Below are 24,184 nucleotides of genomic sequence, written 5' to 3' on the forward strand. Positions count from 1 at the left end.
GTCACGCGACCGCGATGCGCAGCGCGTGACCCGGTGTAGGTCATGACGCCGGGCGACTGGTACTACAGCCCCGACCACGATGAGCCCGCCCGGGTCATCGGGGTGGACGTCGTATGGGGGGAAGAGACCGCCCAGGTCTGGCTGGCCCGGCGGGATGCCGTGGTGCGCCTGCATCGAAGTCGCTTGCAGCCACTCGCCGAGACTGCCGGTCCGTCGCTCGACCAGCTCTGCTACGTCGCCGCCGCGGCCCGCATCCTGGATGCGCTAGAGCGCGATGCCCTGATTGCCCCGCTCGAAGGGTCGGTCATCCCGTTGCCGCACCAGCTCTACGCGCTCCAGCGGGCGATGGCGGGGGACCGGGTCCGGTACCTGCTCGCCGACGAGGTGGGCCTGGGAAAAACCATCGAGGCGGGCCTCATTCTGCGCGAGCTGAAAGTCCGCGGCCTTGCCAGGCGCATCCTGGTGGTCGCACCGGCGGGGCTCACGAGCCAGTGGGTCAGCGAGATGAAGACCCACTTCAGCGAAAACTTCCGGCTGGTTCAGCCCGGCAATTTTCAGGCGTGGCGCCAGGTGGCAGGGGTCGACGAGACCGAGAACCTCTGGCGCCTGTACGACCAGGTGGTCTGCCCGCTGGACTCCATCAAGCCCATGGACGCCCGCCGCGGCTGGTCGCGGGAGCAGGTGGCCCGCTACAACCGCGAACGCTTCGAGGATCTGGTCTCCGCCGGCTGGGACCTGATCATCGTCGACGAGGCGCATCGGCTCGGGGGCAGCTCGGAGCAGGTGGCGCGTTATCGGCTCGGCGAAGCCCTGGCCCAGGCGTCACCCTACCTGCTGCTGCTCTCGGCGACTCCGCACCAGGGCAAGACCGACGCCTTCCGCCGCCTGGTGGGCTTCCTCGACGCCGACGCCCTGCCCGACGACGAGTCGGTCACGCGGGACAACGTGGCGCCCTATGTCATCCGGACCGAGAAGCGATGTGCCATTGATGCCGAGGGGAAACCGTTGTTCCGCCCGCGTTATACCCAGATCGTCTCGGTGGCCTGGGAGGCCGCGCGCCAGGAGCAGCGCGCACTCTACGAGGCAGTGACCGAATACGTCCGCGAAGGCTACAACCAGGCGGTGCGCGATAAGCGGACGGCCATCGGGTTCCTGATGATCCTGATGCAGCGCCTGGTGACATCCAGCACCACGGCAATCCGCACGGCCCTTGAGCGCCGCCTTAAGGTGCTGGAGCTGCCTTCCGGACAGCTTTCTTTGTTCGGGGAGGATGTGGACGATGAATGGGTCGAGCTCGACGGCCAGGGCCTGATGGAGTCGCTGCTTCAGAGTAGGCTCGCGGGCCTGAAGAACGAGCGGGCCGAGGTCGAGCTGCTGCTGTCCGCCGCCCGCCGCTGCGAGGCCCGGGCGCCGGATGGGAAGTCGGAGGCGCTTCTGGCCTGGATTCAGAGGCTGCAACGCGAGGAAAACGACCCGGCACTCAAGGTGCTCGTCTTCACCGAGTTCATCCCCACCCAGACGATGCTCGCCGACTTTCTGGGGCAGCGCGGGTACACGGTTGCGTGCCTGAACGGATCGATGGATCTTGATGCGCGCAAGTCCGTGCAGCGAGCCTTCGCGGGGGAAGCCCAGGTGCTGATCTCCACCGATGCCGGCGGCGAGGGGCTCAACCTCCAGTTCTGCCACGTCATCGTGAACTACGACCTGCCGTGGAACCCGATGAAGATCGAGCAGCGGATCGGCCGCGTCGACCGCATCGGGCAGAAGCACATCGTTCGGGCGCTCAACTTCGCCCTTGAAGACACCGTCGAGCTTCGCGTAAGGGAGGTGCTGGAGGAGAAGCTGCAACGCATCCTCGAAGAGTTCGGCGTGGACAAACTCTCTGATGTACTCGACTCCGAGGAGGGCGGACTGGACTTCGAGAGGCTCTATGTCGAGGCGGTGCTCTCGCCCGAGGAGGCGGAGGCTCGGGCCGAGGCGCTGGCGGACTCCATCCGGGCTCGGGCGCGTTCGGCTCGCGAAGGTGCTTCCGTACTGAGCGCAACGGAAGCGCTCGATCCCTCGGCCGCTCAGAAAGTGGCGGGCCACCAGATGCCGTATTGGACGGAGCGCATGACGGTGTCGTGGCTGCAAAACCAGGCGACCCGGGGCGCCCGGGTCCGGTTGCGCTCCCCGGGCGTCTACGATCTCACCTGGCCCGACGGGCGGGAGATCGCTTCCGCATCGTTCGCCCGCTCGGCGGCGGACGATCCCGGCAAGACCCTGCTCACCATCGAGGATCCCAATGTCCGGGGACTGACCATGCGGATACCGCCCTACGCCCCGGGTCTGCCCGTGGCGCGGATCGTCGTCCCCGGCGTATCGGACAAGGTCAGCGGCTTCTGGTCATTGTGGCGCATCGGGCTGTCGACGTTCGACGGCCGCGAGCAACGCGCGATGCCGATCTTCGTGACCGGGGAGGGGCAGGCCCTTGGTCCAACGGCGCGGGCTGTCTGGGACCGGATCGTCGAGCTGGGCGACGGTCTTGAGCTGCTGGCAGCTCCGGCATCGACCGGTGAACGCATCGATTGCGCCTTCGAGCAGGCGCGTGCGGCGGCCGAACAGCAGGGTAAGACGGTTTTCAACGAACTGATCCAGCGGCACCGAGAACGCATCGGGCAGGAGACCAGGAAGATGACCAACGCATTTGCAGCGCGCCGCCGGGCAATCGAGCGGCTCGGCTTGCCGGAGGTACGAGGCTTCCGCCTGGCCCAGCTCGCCCAGGAGGAGGCGGGCTGGCGACGGGATCTTGCGCAGCGGGAGCATGGCCTGCCGGACCTGACCCCCCTCCTGTTGGTCGCGGTCGCGCGGACCGGAGATGCGCCATGACAGAGCGAACCGGAGGATGGCGGGCCCCGATCCTTCAGCACTTCAGTGCAGCGAGCGCGGCGGCAGGGCGGCTCACGATCGTAAGCGACCCGGACGCGCTGCTCACCGAGCCCGGGGTAGTCGAGCGCCTCGGAGAGAGCGGCTTCGAACTGATCGGGTTCGGCGATCCGGTCGCTTTCCGGTACGCCTACGAGACCCGGTTTCGCCAGCACTGGGACCGAGGCGAAGCCACACATCTGGTGGTGGTCATCCGAACCAGCCACAGCGACTTGAGGCAGGTCCCCCACGACTTGCTTCAAGATGCCCGTGAGAACGGACGGGTGTTGTCATTCAGCCTCGTTCACCTCTTCCCGATGCTGGCGCCGAACATCGTCGCCGAGTTGGACCCGCAGCACTTCGACGCCCTTGCCAAGGCGCTCGCGAAGGTCGCCCCGGGCAGCCTCGGAACGAACGCCACCCGCGACTTCATCCTGCGGCACGTCTTCGAGATCGCCCCAGAGCTGATCAAGCAACCTGCCGATCTGCTGCGTGTTCTACTGCGCCGGCATTACCGCTCGCGGATCATTCCTCCAAGCCTCGACGAGCGTTTCGTCGAACTACTGAGGCAGGATCCGGTTTGGCAAAGCTGGCCTCTCGACCGGATCGTGCCGGATCGGGATGCCTTCCTGGCCTTCCTCTCGGAGCGCTGGCCGCACTTCCTCATCGCAAAGGGGCTCGATGTCGTCCCCGGTCGCGAGCCGGCCGCGCCGAGCATACTCGGGCCGGGGGTCCTGCCGTTCGACCATGACGATGTCCGCGTCTACATGGACAACCTGTTCGCGGACGGTATCCTTGAGCCGACCCCAGCGGTGCGGCCCATTGCAGACGATCGGTGGTTCGGGGTCGGTATCGCGGATTCGCCGGCATCGAGCCTCGAAAGCCGATTTCGCCATCTTCTGGAAGAGCTTGGCACGACGATTCCCAAGGCTGACGAGGCCACCCACGAACAGTGGCAGGAATTCAGCCTGCGCTGGGGAACCTGGGTACGTCTGCGCTGGCAGACTGAGCCGAACCGTGACGCCACGAGCGAAGCGGAGGCCGAGGCGCTTGCGCTTGCTGTGCAGGCCGCGTTCTCGACCTGGCTGTTGCGGCGATTCGCTCCGATGTCGTCGCTCCCCTACTTGCCGCGGCCGGTGCTGGGACATCACGTTCCCCATTACCTTGCGCACCACCTCGGGCAGCCCGGCACCGAACGCATCGCGCTGCTTGTGATCGATGGAATGGCCATTGACCAGTGGCACATCCTTCGCGATTCGCTGGACGGACTGCGTGTTGAGGAGCACGCAATCTTCAGCTGGATCCCGACGCTCACGCAGATCGGACGCCAGGCCATCTTCTCCGGCCGAATCCCGCTCGAATTCGCGGCCAGCATTGACGGCACACACCGTGAGCAAAAGCACTGGTCGAGCTTCTGGCAGGACCGCGGACTCGGCGAGCGCGTGGTGCGCTACCTGAAGCCGCAGGGTCATAAGGAGTCTTTCCAGTCGCTGGCGGACGGCATCCTTGGTGCGGCGGATGACAACATGGTGCGCGTCATCGGGGCCGTGATCGGCATGATCGACCAGAGCATGCACCAGGTCGGCCTGGGCACCCCGGGCCTGCACGGGCTGGTCGAGGTGTGGTCCCGCACCAAGCAGCTCGCGGGTTTGGTCGACGCCTTGCTGCAGCGAGGATTCGCGGTATTCGTCACGGCGGACCACGGCAACGTGTTCGGGCGCGGATTCGGAAAGCCGGATGTCGGGCTCACCGCCGAGCAGCGGGGCGAACGGGCCCATATCTTCCGAAACCAAGACTTTAGGAGCAACACGATGCCGCACTTCCCTTCCGCCATTGCGTGGCCGCAGATTGGGCTGCCGCAAGACTATTTCCCCCTAATCGCACCTTATGGCGCGTGCTTCATGCCCGTCGGAACGGAGTCCGTGAGCCATGGGGGAATCGCACTCGAAGAGGTGATGGTTCCCTTCGTTCGCGTTGCGGAGAAGCGATGACACGGCGGGCGAGCATCGGTTTCGACCGGCGCATCGATTTGGACTGGCTCGACGCCGCCGCGGCTCAGGCGGCCGCCGGGGCACCACCAGAGGCGATGCGAACACATCTGTCGAACCTGCTCAATGACGTGCTTAAAGGAGACACCGCCCGCGGCAAGACCGTTACGGTCTTGAGCCACATATGGGGAGCGGTTCCGGAAGACGCGGCGGCCCTGCACGGCCGGGCCAGCGCGGAGCTTTGCCGCTGCACGCCCGAGGAGCGGCTCGCCCTGCATTGGGCGATGATGCTGGGCACCTATCCGATCTTCTCGGACGTCACAGCGGCAGCTGGTCGCCTGCTCATGCTCCAGGGCCAGTTCACGCTCGCGCACCTGACCCGAAGGCTCGTGGATGCCTGGGGAGAGCGCTCGACGCTGGAGCGCGCAGTGCAACGCATCGTGCGCTCGATGATCCAATGGGAGGCGTTGCGGGACACCGCGACACGGGGGATGTACGAAAAGGCAACGGTCCACCGAAAGGTAGGCCCTGCAGTGAGCAAGGTGCTCATCGAGGCACTGCTGTTGGACGCCGAGGAGACATCCATTCCGTTTGCCCAGCTCGTCGGGCACCCTGCGCTTTTCCCCTTCGATCTCGACCTGAGCGCAGGACAAATCCGTGACGCACCTCATTTCAGGGTGCATCGGCAGGGGCTCGACAGCGATGTCGTCGAAGTTGGCCCAAAGTAAGCGAAGCTGCTACGAGGTGCAGGATCAGGTTTCGCGATCCGCCCGATGATCGAGCATCCGCCCCACGACGCCGCGCAGGCGTTCGATCAATGCCGCCCGGCCACTGGCCTGGAAAAGTTCCACCAACTCGCCCACCGGCCGCAGTTGGGCGGTGGCGGCGGCCAGCAAGGCGGCCTCGTCCGCGGTCACGTGACCGCAGCGCAGGGCAGACCCCAGCCATTGACCGGTGGCCGCGGCAAGCGCGGGCAGTGCGGCCTCCAGGGTTCGATGCCCGGCGGTGAACGACTGTAACTCCGATTGCTGCTCCGATTGCTGGTTAGGGTCCGCGCTCCGCGGCGGCCTGTCGGAGCTCGGCGTTGCGGCGATCACGGCCGCGGCAACCGCGGGGTCGAGGCGGCGCAATGGACCCGGCAGCAAGACCGGGAGCCGCGCCTCCAACCGCCGACCGGCCGCGCCGAGGAAGGCCGCGCCCGACCGGCTGACGCGGCGCAGCATCACCAGCGCGTGCTCTGCGCTCGCGGCATTGCGGCTCAGACCGATCTGCACCGGACGGTAGCCGCCAGCGGACCAGAAGCCGATCAGGCCCGGGGTGGCCCCGAAACTGGTGCCCACAAGATCGATCCCCTCCCCTCGCGCGGCGCGATAGAGCCCGCGCAGCAGTCGGCGGCCCAGACCCCGACGCGCCAGCGCCGGGTGTACGGCGATGCGCACCACCCGCAGGTAACGCAGCCGCGGGGCCTCCAAGAGGCCACCATGTGCGGAAAGTGTCTGCGGCAGCAGGTGACCCCGCGGTCGGCGGCGGCCGTCATAAACCGCCTGGAGCAAGTCCGGATCGGTCATGCCCCCCTCGGCCACGGCGATCAGAGTCCCCGCGACCAACCCCTGATGGCGCAGCACCAGGACGCGCACGCCGGGTCCGTCGAGCAACAGCCGCAGATCGAGCGGCCGGGTCTGGTAATGCGCGAGGACCAGCAGCCCGAAGACCTGCCCGAGCAGGGCGTCATCCACCGCCAAGGCGTCGCGATTCAGCCGCTCGGGCTGCCAGACGGCGGGATCGATCGATTCCAGGTCAGCGGTGCCGGCAGTGGCGGCATCCAGCAACAGGGCGCGAAACACCAGTGACTCCAAGGGGTCGTCGGCAGCCCAGCGAATCGGTGACTCCAGGGTCAGGCCCCGCCATTGGGGCGTCAAGCGGTCCAGGGTCTCGCGAAAGCGCAAGTCGAAACCGCGACCGGTCCCCTCATAACCGTGAACCGTGGTCGCGAAGACCACGCGTGAATACTGTTCCAGCAACGCGGTGAGCAGCGGGGCGGGGATGCCGGCCGCTTCATCCACCAGCAGCAGATCCGCGTCCGGATGCGCCTCACGGCAGGCATCGGGTGCCATGAAGACGATGGCCCGATCACCCGCGCGCAACCCGCTGCCGTCCGGTCGCGACCCCGACCAGGCCAGGGCCGCGTGGCGAAACAGGGCGTCGCACGACGCGCGGTTGGGTGCCGTCACCAGAATGCGATAGGGCCGCGCCGCGGCGGCCCCGGTCTCCGGAGCGAGCAATTGGGCGGCGGCGAGCCCCAGCGCCGCGCTTTTACCGCGCCCGCGGTGCGCGGTGAGCACCAGCGGCCGGCGGGGACGGCCGCGCGCGTGCCGCAGGATCGCCTCAATGGCCTGCTGCTGATCAGGGGTCGCCGGGCGAGCGAGGTCTGCCGCCGGCCAGGGGATGTTAATCGCCGTATCGTTGACGCATGGAAACGGCGAGTCCGTGACCGAACCGGCAGCACCGTCCCGTTGCGTGCGGATCACCACACCTGACTGGCGACTCAATACCCGGACCAGACGCGCGATGAAGCGACAGCCCGCGGCATCGGCACCCAGCGGCCATGGTGCGATGCGCCCCGCCTGGGGATCCGGCAAACTGGGCCAGCCGTCAAACGGCGGGGTGAGGAGCACCAGGAGACGGCCCCCGCGCAGGGTCCCGGTGACTGCGCCAAAGCCGTCCGGATCAAATCCGGACCAGGCGTCATAGATGAGCAGACCACACTCACCGCCAAGCAGACGCGTCGCCGCTGCCAGAGGACGAACCCCTGGGTCGAGCGGACGATCGGAAATCCAGAACACCGGGCTCTCGCGTCCAACCGCCGCGACCACGGCGCGCGCCGCGGCAGCCGTCCAGTCCGGATCGCCACTGAGCACCAGGGTGAGTCGATGCCGCGGCGCCCGGGCTTCGACCAGCGATCGGGACGCCGGGATAGCCACGACGATGTTATGACCGCGCCTTTGGTTCCTGTTCTCCGCGGATGTCGGGCGTCGGCGTGGGCGGCGGCGGTTCCGGATCGGCGTCCGGGAAGCGGCGCGGATCCACCTCGTCCTCATCCATGAGAATGCGCCGACCGTCGCCATCCAGGTCATCGAACTGGCCGTTACGAGCCGCCCAAAACAACACGGCGACCGCGACCAACCCGAGCGCGAGCATTCCGGGAATCAAACCGTAGATGACGTCCATTCGCTATCCTATTAATACGTTAAACCGCGCCAGCTCCGGCAATCGTCGCGTCTGCCGAGGCTGATCGTATCCAGCAACATCGCATACCGCGCCGGGCGCGGTTTAGTTGAACATGCCGCGAATCCGCGCCGAGTTGCCGATCACCGCCAGTGAACTGATCGGCATGGCGATCGCGGCGATCAGGGGCGTGATGACGGCGGCCATCGCCAGCGGCACCATGATCAGGTTATACACGAGCGAGATGGCGATATTCTGCCGGATGGTCCGCAGCGTCCGCCGGGACAACTCGGCGGCTTCGAGTACCCGCTCCAAGGTGTCGGACATGAGGACGATATCCGCGCTGGCGATCGAGACATCGGTCCCGCTGCCCATGGCGATGCCGACGTCCGCGCGCACCAGGGCCGGCGCGTCGTTGACCCCGTCACCGACCATGGCAACCCGCTGTCCAGCGGCCTGCAACCGCGCGATCACCTGGTCCTTGTCCGCCGGCAGAACCTCGGCGATGACCTCGACATCGCCCACTGCGGCAGCGATCCGGCGAGCGACGGCCAGTCGGTCACCGGTCAGCAGGGTCACCCGGATACCCTGGGCGCGCATCCGCCCGACGACCTCGGCCGCCCCCGGCCGCAGCCGATCCTCGGTGGCCAGGACCAGGGTTCCCAGACCCGCGACCGCGCAGTGAATCAGACCGGCGTCCGCCAGCCAGTTCAGGTCATTCGTGCCATCGTCGACCGGGCTCGCCCCAAGACCCTGCCGGTCCAGCCACTCGGCGGTGCCGACCGCCACCAGGACCCCGGCGACGTGACCGCGGATACCCTGACCGGGGACCACCTCGACCGCAGCGCAGTGAATCCCATCGAGCCCGATTTCGGCACGCGCGCACAGGTCCAGTACGGCCGCCGCCGCCGGATGCTCGGAGAGTCGCTCCAGGGCGCCGACCTGCCGCAACAGCGACCGCTGCGCGGCGCTGAAATCCAGCCCGTCCGCGTCCAGCCGCCACCACGGACTGGAACCAACCCGCCACCCGGTCACCTCAGGCCGCCCCAACGTCAGGGTACCGGTCTTGTCGAAAACGAAGTGATCGATGTCCGACAAGCGCTCCAGCACGGCGCCGTTCTTGACCAGGATACCGCGTGCGGCGCCCAGACCGGAGGCCACGGCCACCGCCATCGGGGTCGCCATGCCGAAGGCGCAAGGACAGGTGATGATCAACACCGAGGTCCCGGCCATGAGGGCGATCTCGATGCCCACGCCGACCCAGAGGATGAAAGTCAGAGCGCCGAGCCCCAGGGTGAGCGCGACGAACCAGGGCACGATGCGGTCGGCCAAACGCTGGATGGGCGCACGGCTGGACTGGGCATCCTCCACCAGACGGATGATGCGCCCCAGGGCAGTGTCGCGGAGCGTCGCCGTGGCGCACACCCGCAAGACCCCGGCGCGATTGATGGTGCCGGCGGACACCGCGGCACCCGCCGTTTTGGGCACCGGCCGGGACTCCCCGGTCAACATGGACTCATCGACCTCGCTGGTGCCGTCGATGACCTCCCCGTCCACCGGCACCCGCTCACCGGGCCGGACCAGCACCAGATCCCCCAGCGCGACCGAGCGCAGCGGGACCACGCTCTCGGTCCCGTCGCGCACGACCGTCGCCACCTTGGGCTGAAGGTCCAGCAGTCGCTGGGTCGAGGCCACCGCCTCGCGCTTGGACAGACCCTCCAGAAAGCGCCCAACCAGGATCACGAACAGGAAGTTGACCACCGTGTCCCAGTAGACCTCGCCGGTGCGGGTGCCGCTGACTGTCACGTAGCATGAATAGCACCAGGTGATCGTGGCCCCGACGGCGATCGGCAGATCCATGCTGAGGTGCCCGGAGCGCAGCCCCCGCCAGGCACCCTGGTAGAAAGGATAGCCCGAGTAGAGGAGCGTGGGAGTGGCGAGCAGCAGACCGATCCAGTGAAAGAGCCCGCGAAACTCGCCCTGATCCGCGCCGCTGTACAGCGCGATGGAGATCCACAGCAGGTTCATCATCGCGAACCCGGCCCAGGCCATGCGATAGAGCAGATTCCGGCCCTGACGCCGCAGAGCACCCTCGGCCGACTCCGGATCGAAGGGCACCGCAGCATAGCCGATCGCACCCAGGCGCCCCAGAATGCGCGAGAGTTGGATGCGCCCGTTGTCCCAGCGCACGCGCAGCCGCCGCCCGGTCAGATTGACCCGCGCCTCTTCCACCCCCGGCAGCGTCTTGAGCCCGTTCTCGATCAGCCAGACACAGGCGGCGCAGTGGATCCCTTCCACCAGCAGATTGATCTCCCGATCCGCGCGGGCGGTGTCGACAAACTCCTCCTGCACCGCATCCAGATCATAGAGCGCCAAATCCCGCGGCAACTCCGGCGGCGGACCCAGCGGCTCACCCGCGGTGGTGCGGCGATAGAAGCCCTCCAGTCCGGCGGCATGGATCGCCTCGCAGACCGCCTTACAGCCGGTACAGCAAAACGCCTGAGCGTGGCCGCGGATGACGGCGTGCGCATCCGTTGCCGGATTCAGCGGTAAACCGCAGTGAAAGCACCCGGTCCGAGACGCGTCGTCAGGCGACTGGAGCGCAATCCCGGCTGCCGTAACCGAGACCGGATCGGACACCGCGTTACCCCCAACCGAGCGCCGGATCGACGTCGTCCTAGTTTTCCGGGCGATCGGGACGGGTCACGATGATCGCATCGCCGGTGGTGAACTCATCCTCGCCCTGGCGCACGGCAATCAGGCCGTCCCAGGCGCCGAACAGCGGAAACACGACCTGGGCCGCGTAGCGTCCCGGCCCCTCGGCCGTCATCGGCGCCGAAAAGTCCCGCGACTTGTCCGAGGGCCGGTAGGCGAAGAAGGTGACCTCATCGGGCGTCACCGGCTGACCGACCTTGTCCACCAGGACAACCCGGATGGTCGCAGGCTCCCCCGGCCTGAGGTCGTCGGGAAAGTCCGTGCGCATGGTCCAGCCCGGGTCTTTCGCCAGACGGGAGACCAGCGTCTGTTCATAGTGCTGCCCACGATTGTAAAAGTCTTCACTGACCAGGCCCGGATTGGTCGAGACGGCCAAATAGACCATGGTCAGATTGACCCCCAACACCACAACGATCAGGCCGATCCAGCCAAGGACCCACGGATTGCGCCAGGGCGAATTGGACCTGTTGGCCGTTACGGATGACTGCATCGAATTCACTCTCCTGACGACTGATTACATTGACCGGCCAGCTGGATCAGCGGTCCGGCCCGACAAAGACGCTGGTCCGCTCGGACTCGACCACCAGACCGTCCGACCGGGTCGCCTCCACCCGGAAGCGGATCGGCTCCTGCGCCTTTTTCAGATGGCGCTTCGGCACCTTGACGAAGACCATCGCGGGCGTCACCCCGCCGGCGTGAATGACCACCGGCGCTTCGGCCCCGATTAGTTTCAAGCCCTCCGGCCCAGAGACACTGATTCGCACCGCAAGTTCCTCCGGCATCTTATTGAGCATCTTGAGTGTGTATTTATTCTGGATCGAGCCGTCACTCAAGGTGACGAACAGCGGGGCACGCTCATGCAGCACCTTGAGATCAATGGCATCCAGCGCGGACATCCCGTAGAAGATGCCGGACAGGGCGACCGCCAGGATGGTCGCATAGACCCAGACCCGCGGACGCTTCAGCAGCGCCTTGGGGGCCTGTCCGGCGAACTCGTCCAGCGAGGCGTACCGGATGAGACCGCGCGGCCGGCCCACTTTCTCCATCACCTCGTCGCACGCGTCGATGCACAGGGCGCAGGTGATGCAGCCCTCCTGCTGCCCCTGACGGATATCGATGCCGGTCGGGCAAACCGCGACACACTGATTGCAGTCGACGCAGTCGCCGTTGGTCCGGGAGGCCGCCGTCTCGCCCTTGTTGACCCTGCCGCGCGGTTCACCGCGGCGCTCGTCATAGGTAGGGACAATGGTCGTCTTGTCGAGCATGACCCCTTGAATGCGGGCGTAGGGACAGAGCCAGAAACAGGTCTGTTCGCGCAGGTAGCCGGCCAGGACGTAGGTGCCGACCGTGAACAGCGCGACTGAGATATAGGCCGCGCTGTTCGCCTCCCCGAGGAAAAACGCACCCCACAGACCGGGGGCATCGGTGAACCAGGCCACGAAGCTGAAACCGGTAAAGAAGCCGATCAGAATCCACAACAGATGCTTGGTGAGCTTGGTGCGCACCTTCGCGCGACTCCAAGGCTCCTGATCGAGCTTGCGCCGCTGGGGCGGTGTTCCCTCCAGCCGCTCCTCGATCCAGGTGAAAATATCGGTCCACACCGTCTGAAAGCAGAAGAAGCCGCACCACACACGCCCGACCAAGGCCGTCGCCACCGCGAGCAAGATCGCGAAAAAGAGCAACAGCAGCGACAGCATCCAGAAATCCTGGGGCAGGATGGTCACGCCGAAGAGGTGATACTGACGGTTAGGGATATCGAACAAAACCGCCTGGCGCCCGTCCCAACGCAGATAGGGACCCAGAAAGAAGATCAGCCAGACGCTCGCCGTCACCCACTTGATGGTGCGCCAGCGCCCACGGATGCGCTTGGCATGGATGGTCTCGCCGCCGGTATTGACGTGCCAGTGCTCGGCCTCGTCGTAAAGCGCGTCGACAGCGGCCTGATGCTGACGTGTGTCACTCATACTCACGGAACAACTCCTGAACCCGACCTATGCCGAATACGTGCCAGGTCTCTCCACGGCGGGGACGAACAACTGAACTTCCGCGGGCGGGGGCGGATCATCGTAGCGTCCCGGCAACCTTAAGCCCATGTCTTTTCGCAATGATATACCCTTGATCCGGAGAAGACCCCAGACAGAAAAAGGGGGACATCGGCCCCCGGATAGGGTATCGCCGGAGCGCCGCTAGGGCTTCTGATGCTTATGGGCCGCGGCATCCTGCTTGATAAGTGCCGCGACCTTGAAGGCCAGAAAGGTGATGATGACGACGGCCATCACGACCATCAGGATGGACATCCAGGCGACCGGATCCCAATTCATCAGGTTGGAAACAACATTCATGACAACTCCCCTCTCCGCGCTGTATGGCCGGCGGACGGCGCTGCTGTTGCCGCCCGCCGGAGTCGTCCACGCCGCCGACTCGACCTATTGGCCGCCACCGAACTCGTGGACATAGACGACGAGCTTCTTGATTTCCTCAGGCCCCAACTTCGCCACACCACCACGGGTCGCGTCCGGCCCCCAAACCGGCATCACGGCATCGCGCGTCCCCGGAACATTGGGCTGATTGACCCCGTAGAGAATCGTGTGTTTGGCACTCTCGAAGCCGCCCGGCTCGAAGCGCCAGATCCCGTCCGCGAGATTGGCTGCACCGACCGAAACGAACTCACCGTTCGGCAGGTCGACCACGTGTCCGTTCGCCTTCTCGCCATGGCAGGCGGTGCAGCCCTTGCTCTTGAACAACGCCCAACCCTCCGGGCTCCCACCGGCCCCGGCCGTCTCGTTCATCTGCACGGCCCAATTGGCTAGGGTGTCCACCTCGACCGGGGCAAGGATCTTCTCGTGGGCCGTCATCACCCCCTTGCGCCCGCCCGCGATGGATTCCTGGATCTTGGCCGTGGTGCCGCCGTACAGCCAGTCGTCATCAGCCAGGACCGGAAAACCGGGATTACCCGCCCCGCCGCTGCCGTGACAGGCCCGGCAGTTATCGCCAAACAGCACCTTGGCGGAAGCCAGGGTGTATTCCTTGAGCCCGGGGTCGGCGATGATCTGATCGGCCGTCATCCCTGCCAGCTTTTCTTCGAACTGGGCGCGCTTCGCCGTGATCTGCGCCACGCCCTCGGCATACTCCTTCATCTGGCTCCAGCCGAGCACGCCTTGGGTCGGCTCCTGACCGATCGGCCACATCGGGTAGAGAATCGCATAGCCGATCCAGAAGGCGACGGAGGCCCAGAACGCCAGCATCCACCACCGCGGCGGCGGGTTCTTCAACTCACGCAGGTTGTCGTCCCAGACATGCCCCGTGTTGTTTTCGCCGGGGAAGGGGTTATTTTCCGCCATCTTTGTCTCCGCTGAACTCGTTGTCCTCTTCGAACGGGATGTACTTGCGGGCTTCGAGCCGCTCCCGGTTCTTGGGACGGAATACCTGGAAGTAGGCCACGACCATGAGCAGGAAGATGACGACGGTCAGGATCATGCCGATCCAGTCGTTGGTCGTCATCGCCTGCCAGTCGGTATGAAAATACTCGCTGAGGCTATTCACGATAGGCCTTCGCCTCATCCAGCTTGGCCATGGTACCAAGCACCTGGAGGTAGGTCACCAGCGCATCCATCTCAGTCTTTCCTTTGACGACCTCCGGCGCTTTCTCGATGTCGGCGTCCGCATAGGGAACGCCGATGAGTCGCAGGCCGCTCATATGCCTGCGCATCCGCTTGCCATTGACATAGCTTTCATCCAGCCAGGGATAGGCAGGCATCACCGACTCCGGCACCAGGTTCTGGGGCCGGCGCAAATGCTGGCGGTGCCAGTCGTTCGAATACTTGCCGCCCACCCGCGCGAGATCCGGGCCAGTGCGCTTGGAACCCCACTGCATCGGGTGATCGAACATCGACTCCGAGGCCAGCGAGTAGTGACCGTAACGCTCCTTCTCATCACGGAACGGCCGCACCATCTGCGAATGACAAAGGTAACAGCCCTCACGCTGGTAGATGTCCCGGCCGGCCAATTCCAGTGCGGTGTAGGGACGGACACCATCGCCCGGCTGCCAGTTCCACACCTGCTTCCCCGCCTCATCCACGGCGACGATGGGCTCGATGCCCGCCTTAGGCCAGACGATCTCCGGGAACTTATTATGCTCCATGGTGTTCTTCATGAAGAACAGCGGCACGATCTCGACCAGACCACCGACGGCCAAGGCCAGGCCGAGAAAGAACAGGAGACCCCAGATGTTGATCTCCATCCATTCCTGAAAGCTCTTCGCTTTGACTTTGCGATCAGCCATGTCTCTAAAACTCCAGTAGGTGGTTGATCAGGCGGGCGCCGGAACGCTGCGCGCCCGCACCAGGCTGCCGTCAGCGGCCGACTTGCGCAGGGTCATCAACACGTTGAACAGCATCACGATCGCACCGGCCAGGAAAATGGCGCCGCCGATGGCCCGCATCGCGTAGTAGGGGTGCATGGCATCCACCGATTCGACGAAGGTATAGGCCAAGGTGCCGTACTCATCATAGGCGCGCCACATCAGCCCCTGCATGATGCCGGACACCCACATGGCGACGATATACACCACGGTGCCAATGGTCGCGGTCCAGAAGTGGAAGTTGACCAGCCGCTCGGAAAACATCTCGGTGTGGAACAGGCGCGGCATCAGGTGATAGATAGCGCCGATGGAGATACCGGCCACCCAGCCGAGCGCGCCGGAGTGAACATGACCGATGGTCCAGTCGGTGTAGTGCGACAGTGCGTTGACCGTCTTGAGTGCCATAACCGGGCCTTCGAAAGTGGACATGGCGTAGAAGGCCAGGGCCATGATCAGGAAGCGCAGGACATAGTCGGTGCGCAGGCGGTCCCAGGCGCCGGACAGTGTCATCATGCCGTTCACCGCGCCGCCCCAGGAGGGGATGATCATCGCGATCGAGACCGCCGCTCCCAGAGACCCGGTCCAATCAGGCAGCGCGGTATACTGAAGGTGATGGGCGCCAAGCCAGACATAGCCGAACATCAAGGCCCAGAAGTGGATGACCGAGAGTCGGTAGGAGTAGATCGGGCGGCCGGCCTGCTTCGGCACGAAGTAATACATGATCCCGAGGAAGCCGGCAGTCAGATAAAAGCCGACGGCATTATGACCCCACCACCACTGGATCATGGCGTCCTGGACACCGGAGAACAGCGAGTAGGATTTGAACAACCCGACCGGGATAGCCAGGCTGTTGACCACGTGCAGATAGACGATCATCACCATCATGCCGAGGAAGAACCAATTCGACACATAGATGTGCGAGGTCTTGCGTACCGCGATGGTCATGATGAAATTGAAGGTGAACGAGAGCCAGACGACGGCGATCAGGATATCGATCGGCCATTCAAGTTCGGCGTATTCCTTGGACTCGGTGAGACCCAGCGGGAGGGTGATGACGGCCAGCAGGATCACGGTGTTCCAGCCCCAGAAGACGAACCAGGCGAGCTTGTCGCTCCACAGACGCACACCGCACGTACGCTGCACGGTGTAAAAAGCGGTCGCCATCAGCGTACAGCCGCCGAAGGCGAAGATGACCGCGTTGGTATGGACCGGACGCAACCGTCCGAACGAGATGTAGGGACTGTCGAAGTTGAGGAACGGCCACGCCAGTTCCGAGGCAATATAGACACCGACCGAGGCACCGACCACCAAGTAGACGGCTGCCATGACGGTGAACCAGCGTACAACATCGAAGTTGTACTTCTGCTCCAATCCGGATTCCATAAACCCTCCAGGGATTCTTTAGAAAAGCGAAGAAGGACACCAGGCGATCCAGCCTAACTTCTGTGCGCCTCAATCCCCAGGCGTAGCCTCAGCAATCAGACTGGATTGGACCTGGAAAGTCAACAGTGACAAGACAAACGGCACAGTTGACCGCGTGATTTGCCGCAACGGTTGTTGATCTGGATTCAGTGCGGCGAACACCAGGCGGCTACTTGAAAAACGACTCAATCGAGAAACCTTCCTTCTCGAGGATGTCGCGCAGACGCCGGAGCGCGTCCATCTGGATCTGGCGCACCCGTTCACGCGTCACACCGAGTTCCTGAGCGACGCGTTCCAGCGTCGCGTTCTCGTAGCCGTGCAGCCCGAATCGCCGTTCGACCACCTCGCGCTGCTTCTCGTTGAGCTTGCCCAGCCAATGCTCAAGATTGGATTGGATATCCTCGTCCTGGATCCGGTCGGTCGGGTCGTCCGCGGACTCGTCCTCGAGCATGTCCACCAGCGGTTTGTCCACGTCCTTGCTGAACGGGGTGTCGACCGAGGTAATCCGCTCGTTGAGACCGAGCATCCGCTTGACCTCGTGGATCGGCCGGTCCAGCAACACGGCGATATCCTCGGTCGTGGGCTCATGATCAAGCCGCTGCGCGAGTTTTCGCGCGGCCTTGAGATAGATGTTGATCTCCTTGACCACATGGATCGGCAGACGCACGGTGCGCGTCTGGTTCATGATCGCCCGCTCGATGGTCTGGCGGATCCACCAAGTGGCGTAGGTTGAGAAGCGAAACCCGCGTTCCGGATCGAATTTTTCCACCGCGCGGATGAGACCGAGGTTGCCTTCCTCGATCAAGTCCAGCAGCGGCAGCCCGCGGTTGAGGTAACGACGTGCGATCTTCACGACCAGACGCAGGTTGCTCACGATCATGCGCTGGCGCGAGGTGTTGTCGCCGCGCTGGGCGAGACGCGCAAAGTACACTTCTTCCTCAGCGGTCAGCAAGCGCGACTCGCCAATCTCGTTTAAGTAGATCCGGGTGGCGTCGAAGTCGCCCTCGCTGGACAGAAAGCGCTCGCTGACCGGCCCGGCCCCTTCCTCGTCGACCGGCTCTTCGACCGGCTCGACCGGCTCGGCGTCATCAATGATCTCGCTGATCTCATCCGGGTCCCCATCAAGCAGAATCAGAGACTCGCTGTCCGGGTCGATATCGGAATCGAGAATCTCGGGCTCAATGATCTCGAGGTCGACCCGCTCGGCCGCAACGATCTCGGTGTCCTCGGTGCTTAACATCCACATCTCCCTCCGTCCGCTCAGACGGTGTTACTCGCGCGGGGGCAGGTAGAGAATCGGATTGACCGAGGCACCGTTACGGCGTACCTCAAAATGCAGCAGGTAGGCCCCTTCCGGTCCCTCGCCACACTCCGACACCGCCTGGCCGCGCTTGACGCTGTCTCCTTCCTTGACGAACAGCCGACGGTTGAAGCCGTACGCGCTGAGATAGTTCTTGTTGTGTTTGACGATGATAAGGTTGCCATAACCCTTGAGTCCACTACCGCTATAGACCACCTGGCCGGAAGCCGCCGCCCGCACCTCCTCGCCTGACCGACAACTGATGCGCAACCCCTGGCGGGCGGGGTCGCCGGCCCGAAAGCCCTGTACGATCGCCCCTGACAACGGCCACGCCCAGGCGACACCAGAATCTTTCGTGCGACTCCCCGGGGTCGGCGCCGCGGCGGCCGCCGCACCCGACGCTGTGCGGGATTTTGGCTGAGCCACCTTTGACACAGCGCGCGCCGCGCCAACCCGCGCCCTCCCCGACGAACGGCCCGACGGCGCCACCCGCAGCAGCTTGCCGGCAAAAACGGTGTAAGGGGGCTTGAGGGCGTTCCAGCGAATCAGGTTCTTCGTGCTGACATGGCGCTTGGCGGCGATCTCACTCAGGCTATCGCCCTTGCGCACCAGATAATAACCCTTGGGGACTGGCCCCTTTCCCGACCAACCCCCGACCGGCGCGGGACCAGTAGACCCGCATCCCGCCAAGACCAGGGTCATCAGCCCCAGGATGAATCCAAGCAACAGCCTGGACAGGTGCCTCGACCTGGCACGGCCGCCGCGACACGACCGCCAACCGTTGGCCCGGCAGCCCTTGAAGCAGAGGTCAAAGCCGAGTTCGTCCACCACGGGGCACCCCAGCGTCCGACCAGACGGCACGCGGGCTGGACGCGCGACCCACGCCGGGGTACTCACGGCGAAACAACCCGCGGGAAACGCTCATGCAACCCCCCCCAGCAAAGGCACAAAGCTGACCGGCTCCAGTACTTGCTGCGCAAACCCACCCGGCACCCGGGTCACCCGCACCAGCGCCTGGCGATCACCTTCGCCCATCGGCAACACCAGGCAACCCGTGGGCGCCAATTGGTCGGCCAGGGCGCGCGGCACCGCCCGCGGCGCGGCGGTCACCAGGATCCCGTCATAGGGCGCATACTCGGGCCATCCCAGGAAACCGTCGCCGTGCCGGAAGCGCACATTGCGCACCTGCAAAAGTCTCAGGCACGCCTGAGCCCGGACTTGCAGTGATTGGATGCGCTCGATGCTATACACCCGCCGCACCAGGGCAGCAAGGACCGCTGTCTGGAAACCCGACCCGGTTCCGACTTCCAACACCGTATGCATCGGTCCGGCCGCCAACAGCGCCTGGGTCATCCGCGCGACCATGTAGGGCTGGGAGATCGTCTGGCCGTGGCCGATGGGCAGGGGCGAGTCCTCGTAGGCACGACTCGCCAGGGCCTCATCGACAAACAAGTGCCGCGGCAAATCGCGCATCACCCGCAACACGGCGGGGTCGGTAATCCCGGCCTCGCTCAATCGCGTGATCAAGCGCTCCCGGGTGCGCAGGGAGGTCATCCCGATCCCGATATGACTCAGATTCGACATCAACGGCCGAAACGCAGCCACTGCCCGAGCGACTCCAGGGCGGCATGGCGGGTCAAATCCACCTGCAGCGGGGTGATGGACACGAAACCGGCCCGTACCGCGTGAAAGTCGGTCCCCGGCCCCGCATCCGCCTCAGGCCCCGCCGGACCGACCCAATAAATGGCCCGGCCACGCGGGTCCTTGGACGCCACCACCGCCTCAGCCTTGTGGCGGTGACCCAACCGGGTCGCCAAAAACCCCTGCAGTTCCTCATAGGGTCGATCCGGGACGTTGACGTTGAGGATCAGATTGGAATCCAGGGGATCGGAACGCAACCGCTCCACCAGCAGGCACGCCACCCGTACCGCGGTCGACAGATGCAGAGGCTCGCGTGAGTCCATCGATACGGCGATGGCCGGCAGCCCGAGGAAGCGCCCCTCGGTCGCCGCAGCGACGGTTCCCGAGTACAGCACGTCGTCGCCCAGATTGGCACCGTGGTTGATCCCGGCGACCACAATGTCCGGTTCGCGGTCGAGCAAGCCGGTGATCGCCAGATGGACACAATCGGTCGGGGTACCGTCCACGCGGATAAAGCCGTTGCTCATCGTGCTGGCGCGCAACGGCACATCCAGGGTCAGTGAATTACTGGCGCCGCTGCGGTCGCGTTCCGGGGCCACCACCACCACTTGACCAAGATGGGCGAGCCCGGCGGCCAACGCGAGCAAACCCGGAGACTGGTAACCGTCGTCATTGCTGACCAGGATCTTCATCGGACTGATGGCCGTGTGGGGGAGAAAAAGCGGACGAACCAGACGATGATACTGGAAAGGGCCGTCGCGGGCATCGTCGCACGGCGACACACCGTACCGGAGCCGCCGCGGCCAGCGAGGCCAGCGAGGCCAGGCGCTTGATTGTTTGGCTGACGATGCGCTATGTCGCTCTATCTCAATGGAAATCATTTAATTCGGCAGTCGCCGCCCGCCGCTGACCAGTATACTCCCGACCTGACCCGCGCCGAGACGAGACCGACGATGAAAAAGCAAGTCCCCCCGGCTGACCTGGCGCTGTTTCATGAGCAGGTTCAGGACGCGCAGCCGCTCCGCGAGGAAGGCATCGAGCCCTATCGGCGGCGCCCCCCGCCCATCCCCCGACCGCGCCCGCTGGAACTGCCGGAAGATGCGGGTGTCACCCTGTCCGAATCCGAGGTCGAAACCCACGAGTTCCTGTCCTTCGCACGCCCCGGCGTCCAGCAGCGCGTGCTGGCCGACCTGCGCCGGGGTGCCATCGAGGTCGGGCTGGAAGTCGATCTGCACGGACTGACAGTCGAGGTCGCGCGGCGTGTCCTCGCCGAGTTCCTGATCGCGTGCGGACAGCGCCGGGTGCGGTGCGCCCGGATCATCCATGGCAAGGGCATCCGCTCCTCCAGTGCTCAACCGGTGCTCAAACAGAAGGTCAACTACTGGCTGCGCCTCCACGAAGAAGTGCTCGCCTTCTGCTCCGCGACACGCGGTGACGGCGGCACCGGCGCCGTCTACTGTCTGTTGCGCAACCCCAATAAGGCCAAACGGCCGTCGGGAAGAACCGCCCCGGCAGGGCGCCCATAACGACCAGCGACCCGAGACCCAGCCGTTGGAATCACAGGTTGACATTTTCCCCGGCGGGTTCATGATTTAGGCGAACAGGTGACTCGGCGTCCGCGCCACCGCCGAAACCGAGGTGCGCTATGCGTTACATTCCCGTGTTATTGATGAGTCTGCTTGTGGCCGGCCCGGCCCAAGCACTGCGCTGCGGCAACACCATCGTTTCTGAGGGCGATGACACCTATCAGTTGACCCAGCGGTGCGGGCAGCCGACAACCGTCGAGCGGATCGACGCCCCGACGGTTAACCAAATGGTGTATGATGTCTGGGGACGCCCGGCAGGCTACATGCCGGTGTCGGTCGGCGATAGCTATGAGATCTGGGTCTATAACTTCGGTCCCCAGCGGTTCGTCGCCAGAATCACGGTCAAGAACGCCCGAATCTTCAAAATTGATGAGGCCGGTTACGGCCACTGAGAATCGCGGGGGAGCCGCTGCGGGTCAGGTGTCTGCATGGAGCACCCGCTCAGACCCGTTGCCAGTTCGCGTTTGCCACACGCCGGTAGACGGCGCCATCGTCGCCGATGCGCAGCACATGCAGCCAGCCATTCTCCACCAACTGCCGCACCAGTTCGTGCCGCGCGATGATGTCGTCCATGGCCGCCTCCGGCGCCTCGATGAACACACTGAGGCGCAGCGGTTCGTGCATCCAGCGCTTGCCGTCATGCAGCGACTGCAGCGGCAGGCCCACGCGCAGATCGCCGCCATTGCCTTCAAGCACGCCGATGGCACCGCCAACGACGTTGTGCAGCACCTTGTTGCCGCTGCCAAAGCGCGCATTGTCCACCACCGAGCCGTAGTACTGCATGTTGATCCAGTTCGCTACCACCATGGGCGCGGTCATGATCAGCTCCAAGATGGCGAAGTCGTCATCGTTGTTCCAGACATACTCGTGCAGGAAAGCGCGGCCTCCCAGGTCGATTCCAGCGGTTCGCGTACGCGGCGCGGCGATGAACGCGGCGTTGTTGGCCAGCGCCCATTCCGGGCGGACCTGCGACCAGTCGCGGCTGCGCCGGCGCACATTGGCTTCCACGCCATGATCCGTCAGGCCCGCGATGCCCAGCAGCGGCGCACGCTGCATGCGCGTCAAATCGGCGGCCTGGGCCAGCCACTGGCGTAACTGCGCGAGATCGGGCGCCAGCGCCGGGGGTATGTCGTCGGTGTCGAACAGGCACACCTCGTTGGTGATGGTGTCATGCAGGCCCGCGAGAAACCAGGTGTCCTCGGGGATGACGATGCCGCGCGCGATCAGTCCGCGGCGCGCCGCGGGCTGGTTGAGCAGTGCGGCCACCACGCGCGCGCTGGCCTCGCCGGTCTGGCCCGCGCAGGCACCGCAGTCGAGGCTCGTGGCATGGGGATTATTGACCGTGCTGCTGCCGTGTCCCGCCAGCAGCACCAGGCGCGCGAAATTGCCGGTCATGGTCATGGCGCGCAGGATGCGTTCGGCCTGCGCGGCCCAGTCCGCCTCCGGGATGCCCGAGTCCGCATGATGCCCGCAGCGCTGCGACTGCGGCGCGGGTGCTAAGGCCGGTGCGATGCGCTCGCCGTCCGGTCTGACCAGCCCTTGGGTGGCGGGCTCCGGAACCAGTCGGTGCCCGCCGAAACGGTTGCTGCGCAGCATGGAAGCAAACATCCGTTCCGCGGCCTCGACGAAGGCGAAGCCGTCGCCCTGCTTGCCCAGCCCCTGCGTGGCCGGATCGGGAACCGGCCGGCTCCAGCCGAAACTGTCGCTGAGCAGCTTCGGCGCATACATCAGTCCCGCGGCTTCAACAAAGGAGAAACAGGACGAGGCCGAGAGCTTGAAACCCTTCCACGCCTTGGCCAGGCCGATGCGTTCGCGGCGCTTGGCCGACAGTCCGGCGTCGCCGTCCTTCACCTGTTCATAGATGCGATAGTCGGGATTGAAGATCACTGGCACATGCGAGCGTCCGCCATCCGCGCCCAGCGGCACGTATTCGATGAAGATGCCGAAGAAGCCGGCAAAGCCCAGCGTCTGCACCGCGGGTGCCACGATCTCCAGGGAACGGCGGAACACCTCCGAGCGCACGTCGATGCAGAACGCGGCCTGCACCGCCGGGCGCACGGCGGGCGCGGTTGGCGATGCCTGGCTGTGTATCCCCGCGATCACGCTGCGCTGAAATCCGATTTCCATCGCGTTGAGTAAGATGCGATCAATCTCCGCCGCGGCCTGACGCTTGGCGGACGGCGGGCGCATGCTGGCGGCCAGCATCGCGCGCCAGCGCGCCACCAACGCCGCGCTGCTTTTTTCCCTGAACAGCAGCACATCCCACACCAGTCTGATCGCCAGCAGATCGACGATCGAATCGTCGCGCTGTCCGCCCAGTTCCGCCTGCCAGCGCAGATAGCCCGCCCAGGCCGCCCAGCCGCCGACGCTGAGCAGCGCCGCGTGCAGATAATGCTCCACCGCCGCGTCCGGTACCCCCAGCTCAGCGAGGGCCAAGGCAATGGCGGCACGTGGCTCCGCCGGCAACCGGGCAACGGCCTCCCGGAAACCGCCCAGTCCCATCATCGCCGGGCTGCGGTCGATCCCGGCCGCTTTGCGCCAGGATGCGTACAGGGGCAAATCCCGCCAGGACATGCTGACGATGGCCTGGCCGAGGTCGAAATAGGCCGCGCAATGCAGGCTGATGCGCTCAGTGACGAAGCTGGTCCAGATCCCGCCCTCGACGCGGTCGAGCACGTCGCTCACCGCGGCGATGCCCAGCTTCGGCTGCGGCACCTCGGTGGCAAGCGCCCGCTCCACCGCGGCGGGGTCGAGCTGGCTGCCGCAGTCCCCGATGGCCTGTTCGATATCCTCGCGGGTGATGCGACCTGTTGCGAGCTGTTCCCGGTAGTAGGCACGCGGCATGTACAAACTGCTGCCAATGACGCGCGCCAACCTGTCGGAGGCGTCCTGAAAGCTGTGGTCGCGCAGGCCAAAGAAGGGGTTCACCGCAACGAAGTGCTGCAGCGGCCACAGCGGCGCGATGCGCGCGCAGGCGGCATCAATGCGGCGGTCGAACTCGGCCGCGGATTCCTCGACGAGGGCGGTGTCGGTGATGTTCATG

Annotated in this window: 20 protein-coding genes; 5 read left to right on the top strand and 15 right to left on the bottom strand. The window is 65.3% G+C overall.

Translation table 11 applies throughout. The annotated features are described in order from the left end of the window. Positions 1–42: 42 nt before the first annotated feature. From QZY03_RS26215 to QZY03_RS26225, 3 genes are read left to right on the top strand one after another with little or no spacing between them, the layout of a single operon-like run. Positions 43–2,868, top strand: coding sequence for a DEAD/DEAH box helicase (locus QZY03_RS26215; RefSeq protein ID WP_295586216.1), 2,826 nt, complete (start codon positions 43–45; stop codon positions 2,866–2,868). Continuing rightward, positions 2,865–4,895, top strand: a complete 2,031-nt coding sequence (gene pglZ / locus QZY03_RS26220) for a BREX-3 system phosphatase PglZ (RefSeq protein ID WP_295586218.1) — start codon at positions 2,865–2,867, stop codon at positions 4,893–4,895. The genes QZY03_RS26215 and pglZ overlap by 4 nt, the downstream gene beginning before the upstream one ends. After that, positions 4,892–5,620 (top strand): hypothetical protein, encoded by a 729-nt coding sequence (locus QZY03_RS26225; RefSeq protein WP_295586220.1) that lies wholly within the window; start codon positions 4,892–4,894, stop codon positions 5,618–5,620. The genes pglZ and QZY03_RS26225 overlap by 4 nt, the downstream gene beginning before the upstream one ends. Positions 5,621–5,644: 24 nt before the next feature. On the opposite strand, the gene QZY03_RS26230 is transcribed toward QZY03_RS26225, so the two are convergent. From QZY03_RS26230 to surE, 14 genes are all read right to left on the bottom strand, one after another. Further along, the gene (locus tag QZY03_RS26230; RefSeq protein ID WP_295586222.1) at positions 5,645–7,873 is read right to left on the bottom strand and encodes a GNAT family N-acetyltransferase; all 2,229 of its coding nucleotides are present in this window, start codon (positions 7,871–7,873) and stop codon (positions 5,645–5,647) included. A gap of 7 nt (positions 7,874–7,880) precedes the next feature. Further along, complete coding sequence (ccoS, locus tag QZY03_RS26235; protein WP_295586225.1) at positions 7,881–8,120, bottom strand: cbb3-type cytochrome oxidase assembly protein CcoS; 240 nt, start codon at positions 8,118–8,120, stop codon at positions 7,881–7,883. 102 nt (positions 8,121–8,222) lie between these two features. Further along, a complete protein-coding gene (locus QZY03_RS26240) occupies positions 8,223–10,757 on the bottom strand; it encodes a heavy metal translocating P-type ATPase (RefSeq protein ID WP_295586227.1) in 2,535 nt (844 codons plus the stop codon). Positions 10,758–10,794: 37 nt separating this feature from the next. Beyond that, complete coding sequence (locus QZY03_RS26245) at positions 10,795–11,322, bottom strand: FixH family protein (protein ID WP_295586230.1); 528 nt, start codon at positions 11,320–11,322, stop codon at positions 10,795–10,797. Positions 11,323–11,368: 46 nt separating this feature from the next. Beyond that, positions 11,369–12,796 carry a cytochrome c oxidase accessory protein CcoG gene (ccoG, locus tag QZY03_RS26250; RefSeq protein WP_295586233.1) on the bottom strand — a complete coding sequence of 476 codons (1,428 nt, stop codon included), beginning with the start codon at positions 12,794–12,796 and terminating at the stop codon, positions 11,369–11,371. A gap of 222 nt (positions 12,797–13,018) precedes the next feature. Then, on the bottom strand, positions 13,019–13,174 hold the full coding sequence (locus QZY03_RS26255; RefSeq protein ID WP_295586235.1) for a hypothetical protein: 156 nt from the start codon (positions 13,172–13,174) through the stop codon (positions 13,019–13,021). 84 nt (positions 13,175–13,258) lie between these two features. Continuing rightward, complete coding sequence (ccoP, locus tag QZY03_RS26260; protein ID WP_295586238.1) at positions 13,259–14,173, bottom strand: cytochrome-c oxidase, cbb3-type subunit III; 915 nt, start codon at positions 14,171–14,173, stop codon at positions 13,259–13,261. Then, complete coding sequence (locus QZY03_RS26265; RefSeq protein WP_295586241.1) at positions 14,160–14,375, bottom strand: cbb3-type cytochrome c oxidase subunit 3; 216 nt, start codon at positions 14,373–14,375, stop codon at positions 14,160–14,162. Before QZY03_RS26265 ends, ccoP begins: the two co-directional genes overlap by 14 nt. Beyond that, positions 14,368–15,114, bottom strand: coding sequence for a cytochrome-c oxidase, cbb3-type subunit II (ccoO, locus tag QZY03_RS26270; RefSeq protein WP_295586244.1), 747 nt, complete (start codon positions 15,112–15,114; stop codon positions 14,368–14,370). The genes QZY03_RS26265 and ccoO overlap by 8 nt, the downstream gene beginning before the upstream one ends. A 27-nt stretch (positions 15,115–15,141) precedes the next feature. Next, positions 15,142–16,575 carry a cytochrome-c oxidase, cbb3-type subunit I gene (gene ccoN / locus QZY03_RS26275; RefSeq protein ID WP_295586247.1) on the bottom strand — a complete coding sequence of 478 codons (1,434 nt, stop codon included), beginning with the start codon at positions 16,573–16,575 and terminating at the stop codon, positions 15,142–15,144. Between the two features lie 208 nt (positions 16,576–16,783). Then, entirely contained in the window at positions 16,784–17,860 is a 1,077-nt protein-coding gene (gene rpoS, locus QZY03_RS26280; RefSeq protein ID WP_295586249.1) for an RNA polymerase sigma factor RpoS, read from the bottom strand. A gap of 24 nt (positions 17,861–17,884) precedes the next feature. Further along, complete coding sequence (locus QZY03_RS26285; protein WP_295586252.1) at positions 17,885–18,742, bottom strand: peptidoglycan DD-metalloendopeptidase family protein; 858 nt, start codon at positions 18,740–18,742, stop codon at positions 17,885–17,887. Between the two features lie 93 nt (positions 18,743–18,835). After that, a complete protein-coding gene (locus QZY03_RS26290; RefSeq protein WP_295586254.1) occupies positions 18,836–19,498 on the bottom strand; it encodes a protein-L-isoaspartate(D-aspartate) O-methyltransferase in 663 nt (220 codons plus the stop codon). Beyond that, on the bottom strand, positions 19,498–20,247 hold the full coding sequence (gene surE / locus QZY03_RS26295; protein WP_295586256.1) for a 5'/3'-nucleotidase SurE: 750 nt from the start codon (positions 20,245–20,247) through the stop codon (positions 19,498–19,500). The genes QZY03_RS26290 and surE overlap by 1 nt, the downstream gene beginning before the upstream one ends. Positions 20,248–20,508: 261 nt before the next feature. Between surE and QZY03_RS26300 the strand changes: the two genes are divergently transcribed. Beyond that, complete coding sequence (locus tag QZY03_RS26300) at positions 20,509–21,081, top strand: Smr/MutS family protein (protein WP_295586259.1); 573 nt, start codon at positions 20,509–20,511, stop codon at positions 21,079–21,081. Between the two features lie 155 nt (positions 21,082–21,236). Beyond that, complete coding sequence (locus tag QZY03_RS26305; RefSeq protein ID WP_295586262.1) at positions 21,237–21,533, top strand: DUF2845 domain-containing protein; 297 nt, start codon at positions 21,237–21,239, stop codon at positions 21,531–21,533. Positions 21,534–21,582: 49 nt separating this feature from the next. Here the strand turns inward: QZY03_RS26305 and QZY03_RS26310 are convergent, their stop codons facing one another. Further along, complete coding sequence (locus tag QZY03_RS26310; protein WP_295586264.1) at positions 21,583–24,183, bottom strand: YbcC family protein; 2,601 nt, start codon at positions 24,181–24,183, stop codon at positions 21,583–21,585. Position 24,184 lies beyond the last annotated feature (1 nt).

The sequence above is a fragment of the uncultured Lamprocystis sp. genome, from assembly GCF_903933125.1.
Classification (GTDB): domain Bacteria; phylum Pseudomonadota; class Gammaproteobacteria; order Chromatiales; family Chromatiaceae; genus Thiodictyon.

Excerpts from the sequence above, each read along its gene's own strand:
- QZY03_RS26215 (WP_295586216.1), top strand. The coding sequence starts at position 43 with ATGACGCCGGGCGACTGGTACTACAGCCCCGACCACGATGAGCCCGCC.
- pglZ (WP_295586218.1), top strand. The coding sequence starts at position 2,865 with ATGACAGAGCGAACCGGAGGATGGCGGGCCCCGATCCTTCAGCACTTC.
- QZY03_RS26225 (WP_295586220.1), top strand. The coding sequence starts at position 4,892 with ATGACACGGCGGGCGAGCATCGGTTTCGACCGGCGCATCGATTTGGAC.
- ccoS (WP_295586225.1), bottom strand. The coding sequence starts at position 8,120 with ATGGACGTCATCTACGGTTTGATTCCCGGAATGCTCGCGCTCGGGTTG.
- QZY03_RS26245 (WP_295586230.1), bottom strand. The coding sequence starts at position 11,322 with ATGCAGTCATCCGTAACGGCCAACAGGTCCAATTCGCCCTGGCGCAAT.
- ccoG (WP_295586233.1), bottom strand. The coding sequence starts at position 12,796 with ATGAGTGACACACGTCAGCATCAGGCCGCTGTCGACGCGCTTTACGAC.
- QZY03_RS26255 (WP_295586235.1), bottom strand. The coding sequence starts at position 13,174 with ATGAATGTTGTTTCCAACCTGATGAATTGGGATCCGGTCGCCTGGATG.
- ccoP (WP_295586238.1), bottom strand. The coding sequence starts at position 14,173 with ATGGCGGAAAATAACCCCTTCCCCGGCGAAAACAACACGGGGCATGTC.
- ccoO (WP_295586244.1), bottom strand. The coding sequence starts at position 15,114 with ATGGCTGATCGCAAAGTCAAAGCGAAGAGCTTTCAGGAATGGATGGAG.
- ccoN (WP_295586247.1), bottom strand. The coding sequence starts at position 16,575 with ATGGAATCCGGATTGGAGCAGAAGTACAACTTCGATGTTGTACGCTGG.
- rpoS (WP_295586249.1), bottom strand. The coding sequence starts at position 17,860 with ATGTGGATGTTAAGCACCGAGGACACCGAGATCGTTGCGGCCGAGCGG.
- QZY03_RS26290 (WP_295586254.1), bottom strand. The coding sequence starts at position 19,498 with ATGTCGAATCTGAGTCATATCGGGATCGGGATGACCTCCCTGCGCACC.
- surE (WP_295586256.1), bottom strand. The coding sequence starts at position 20,247 with ATGAAGATCCTGGTCAGCAATGACGACGGTTACCAGTCTCCGGGTTTG.
- QZY03_RS26300 (WP_295586259.1), top strand. The coding sequence starts at position 20,509 with ATGAAAAAGCAAGTCCCCCCGGCTGACCTGGCGCTGTTTCATGAGCAG.
- QZY03_RS26310 (WP_295586264.1), bottom strand. The coding sequence starts at position 24,183 with ATGAACATCACCGACACCGCCCTCGTCGAGGAATCCGCGGCCGAGTTC.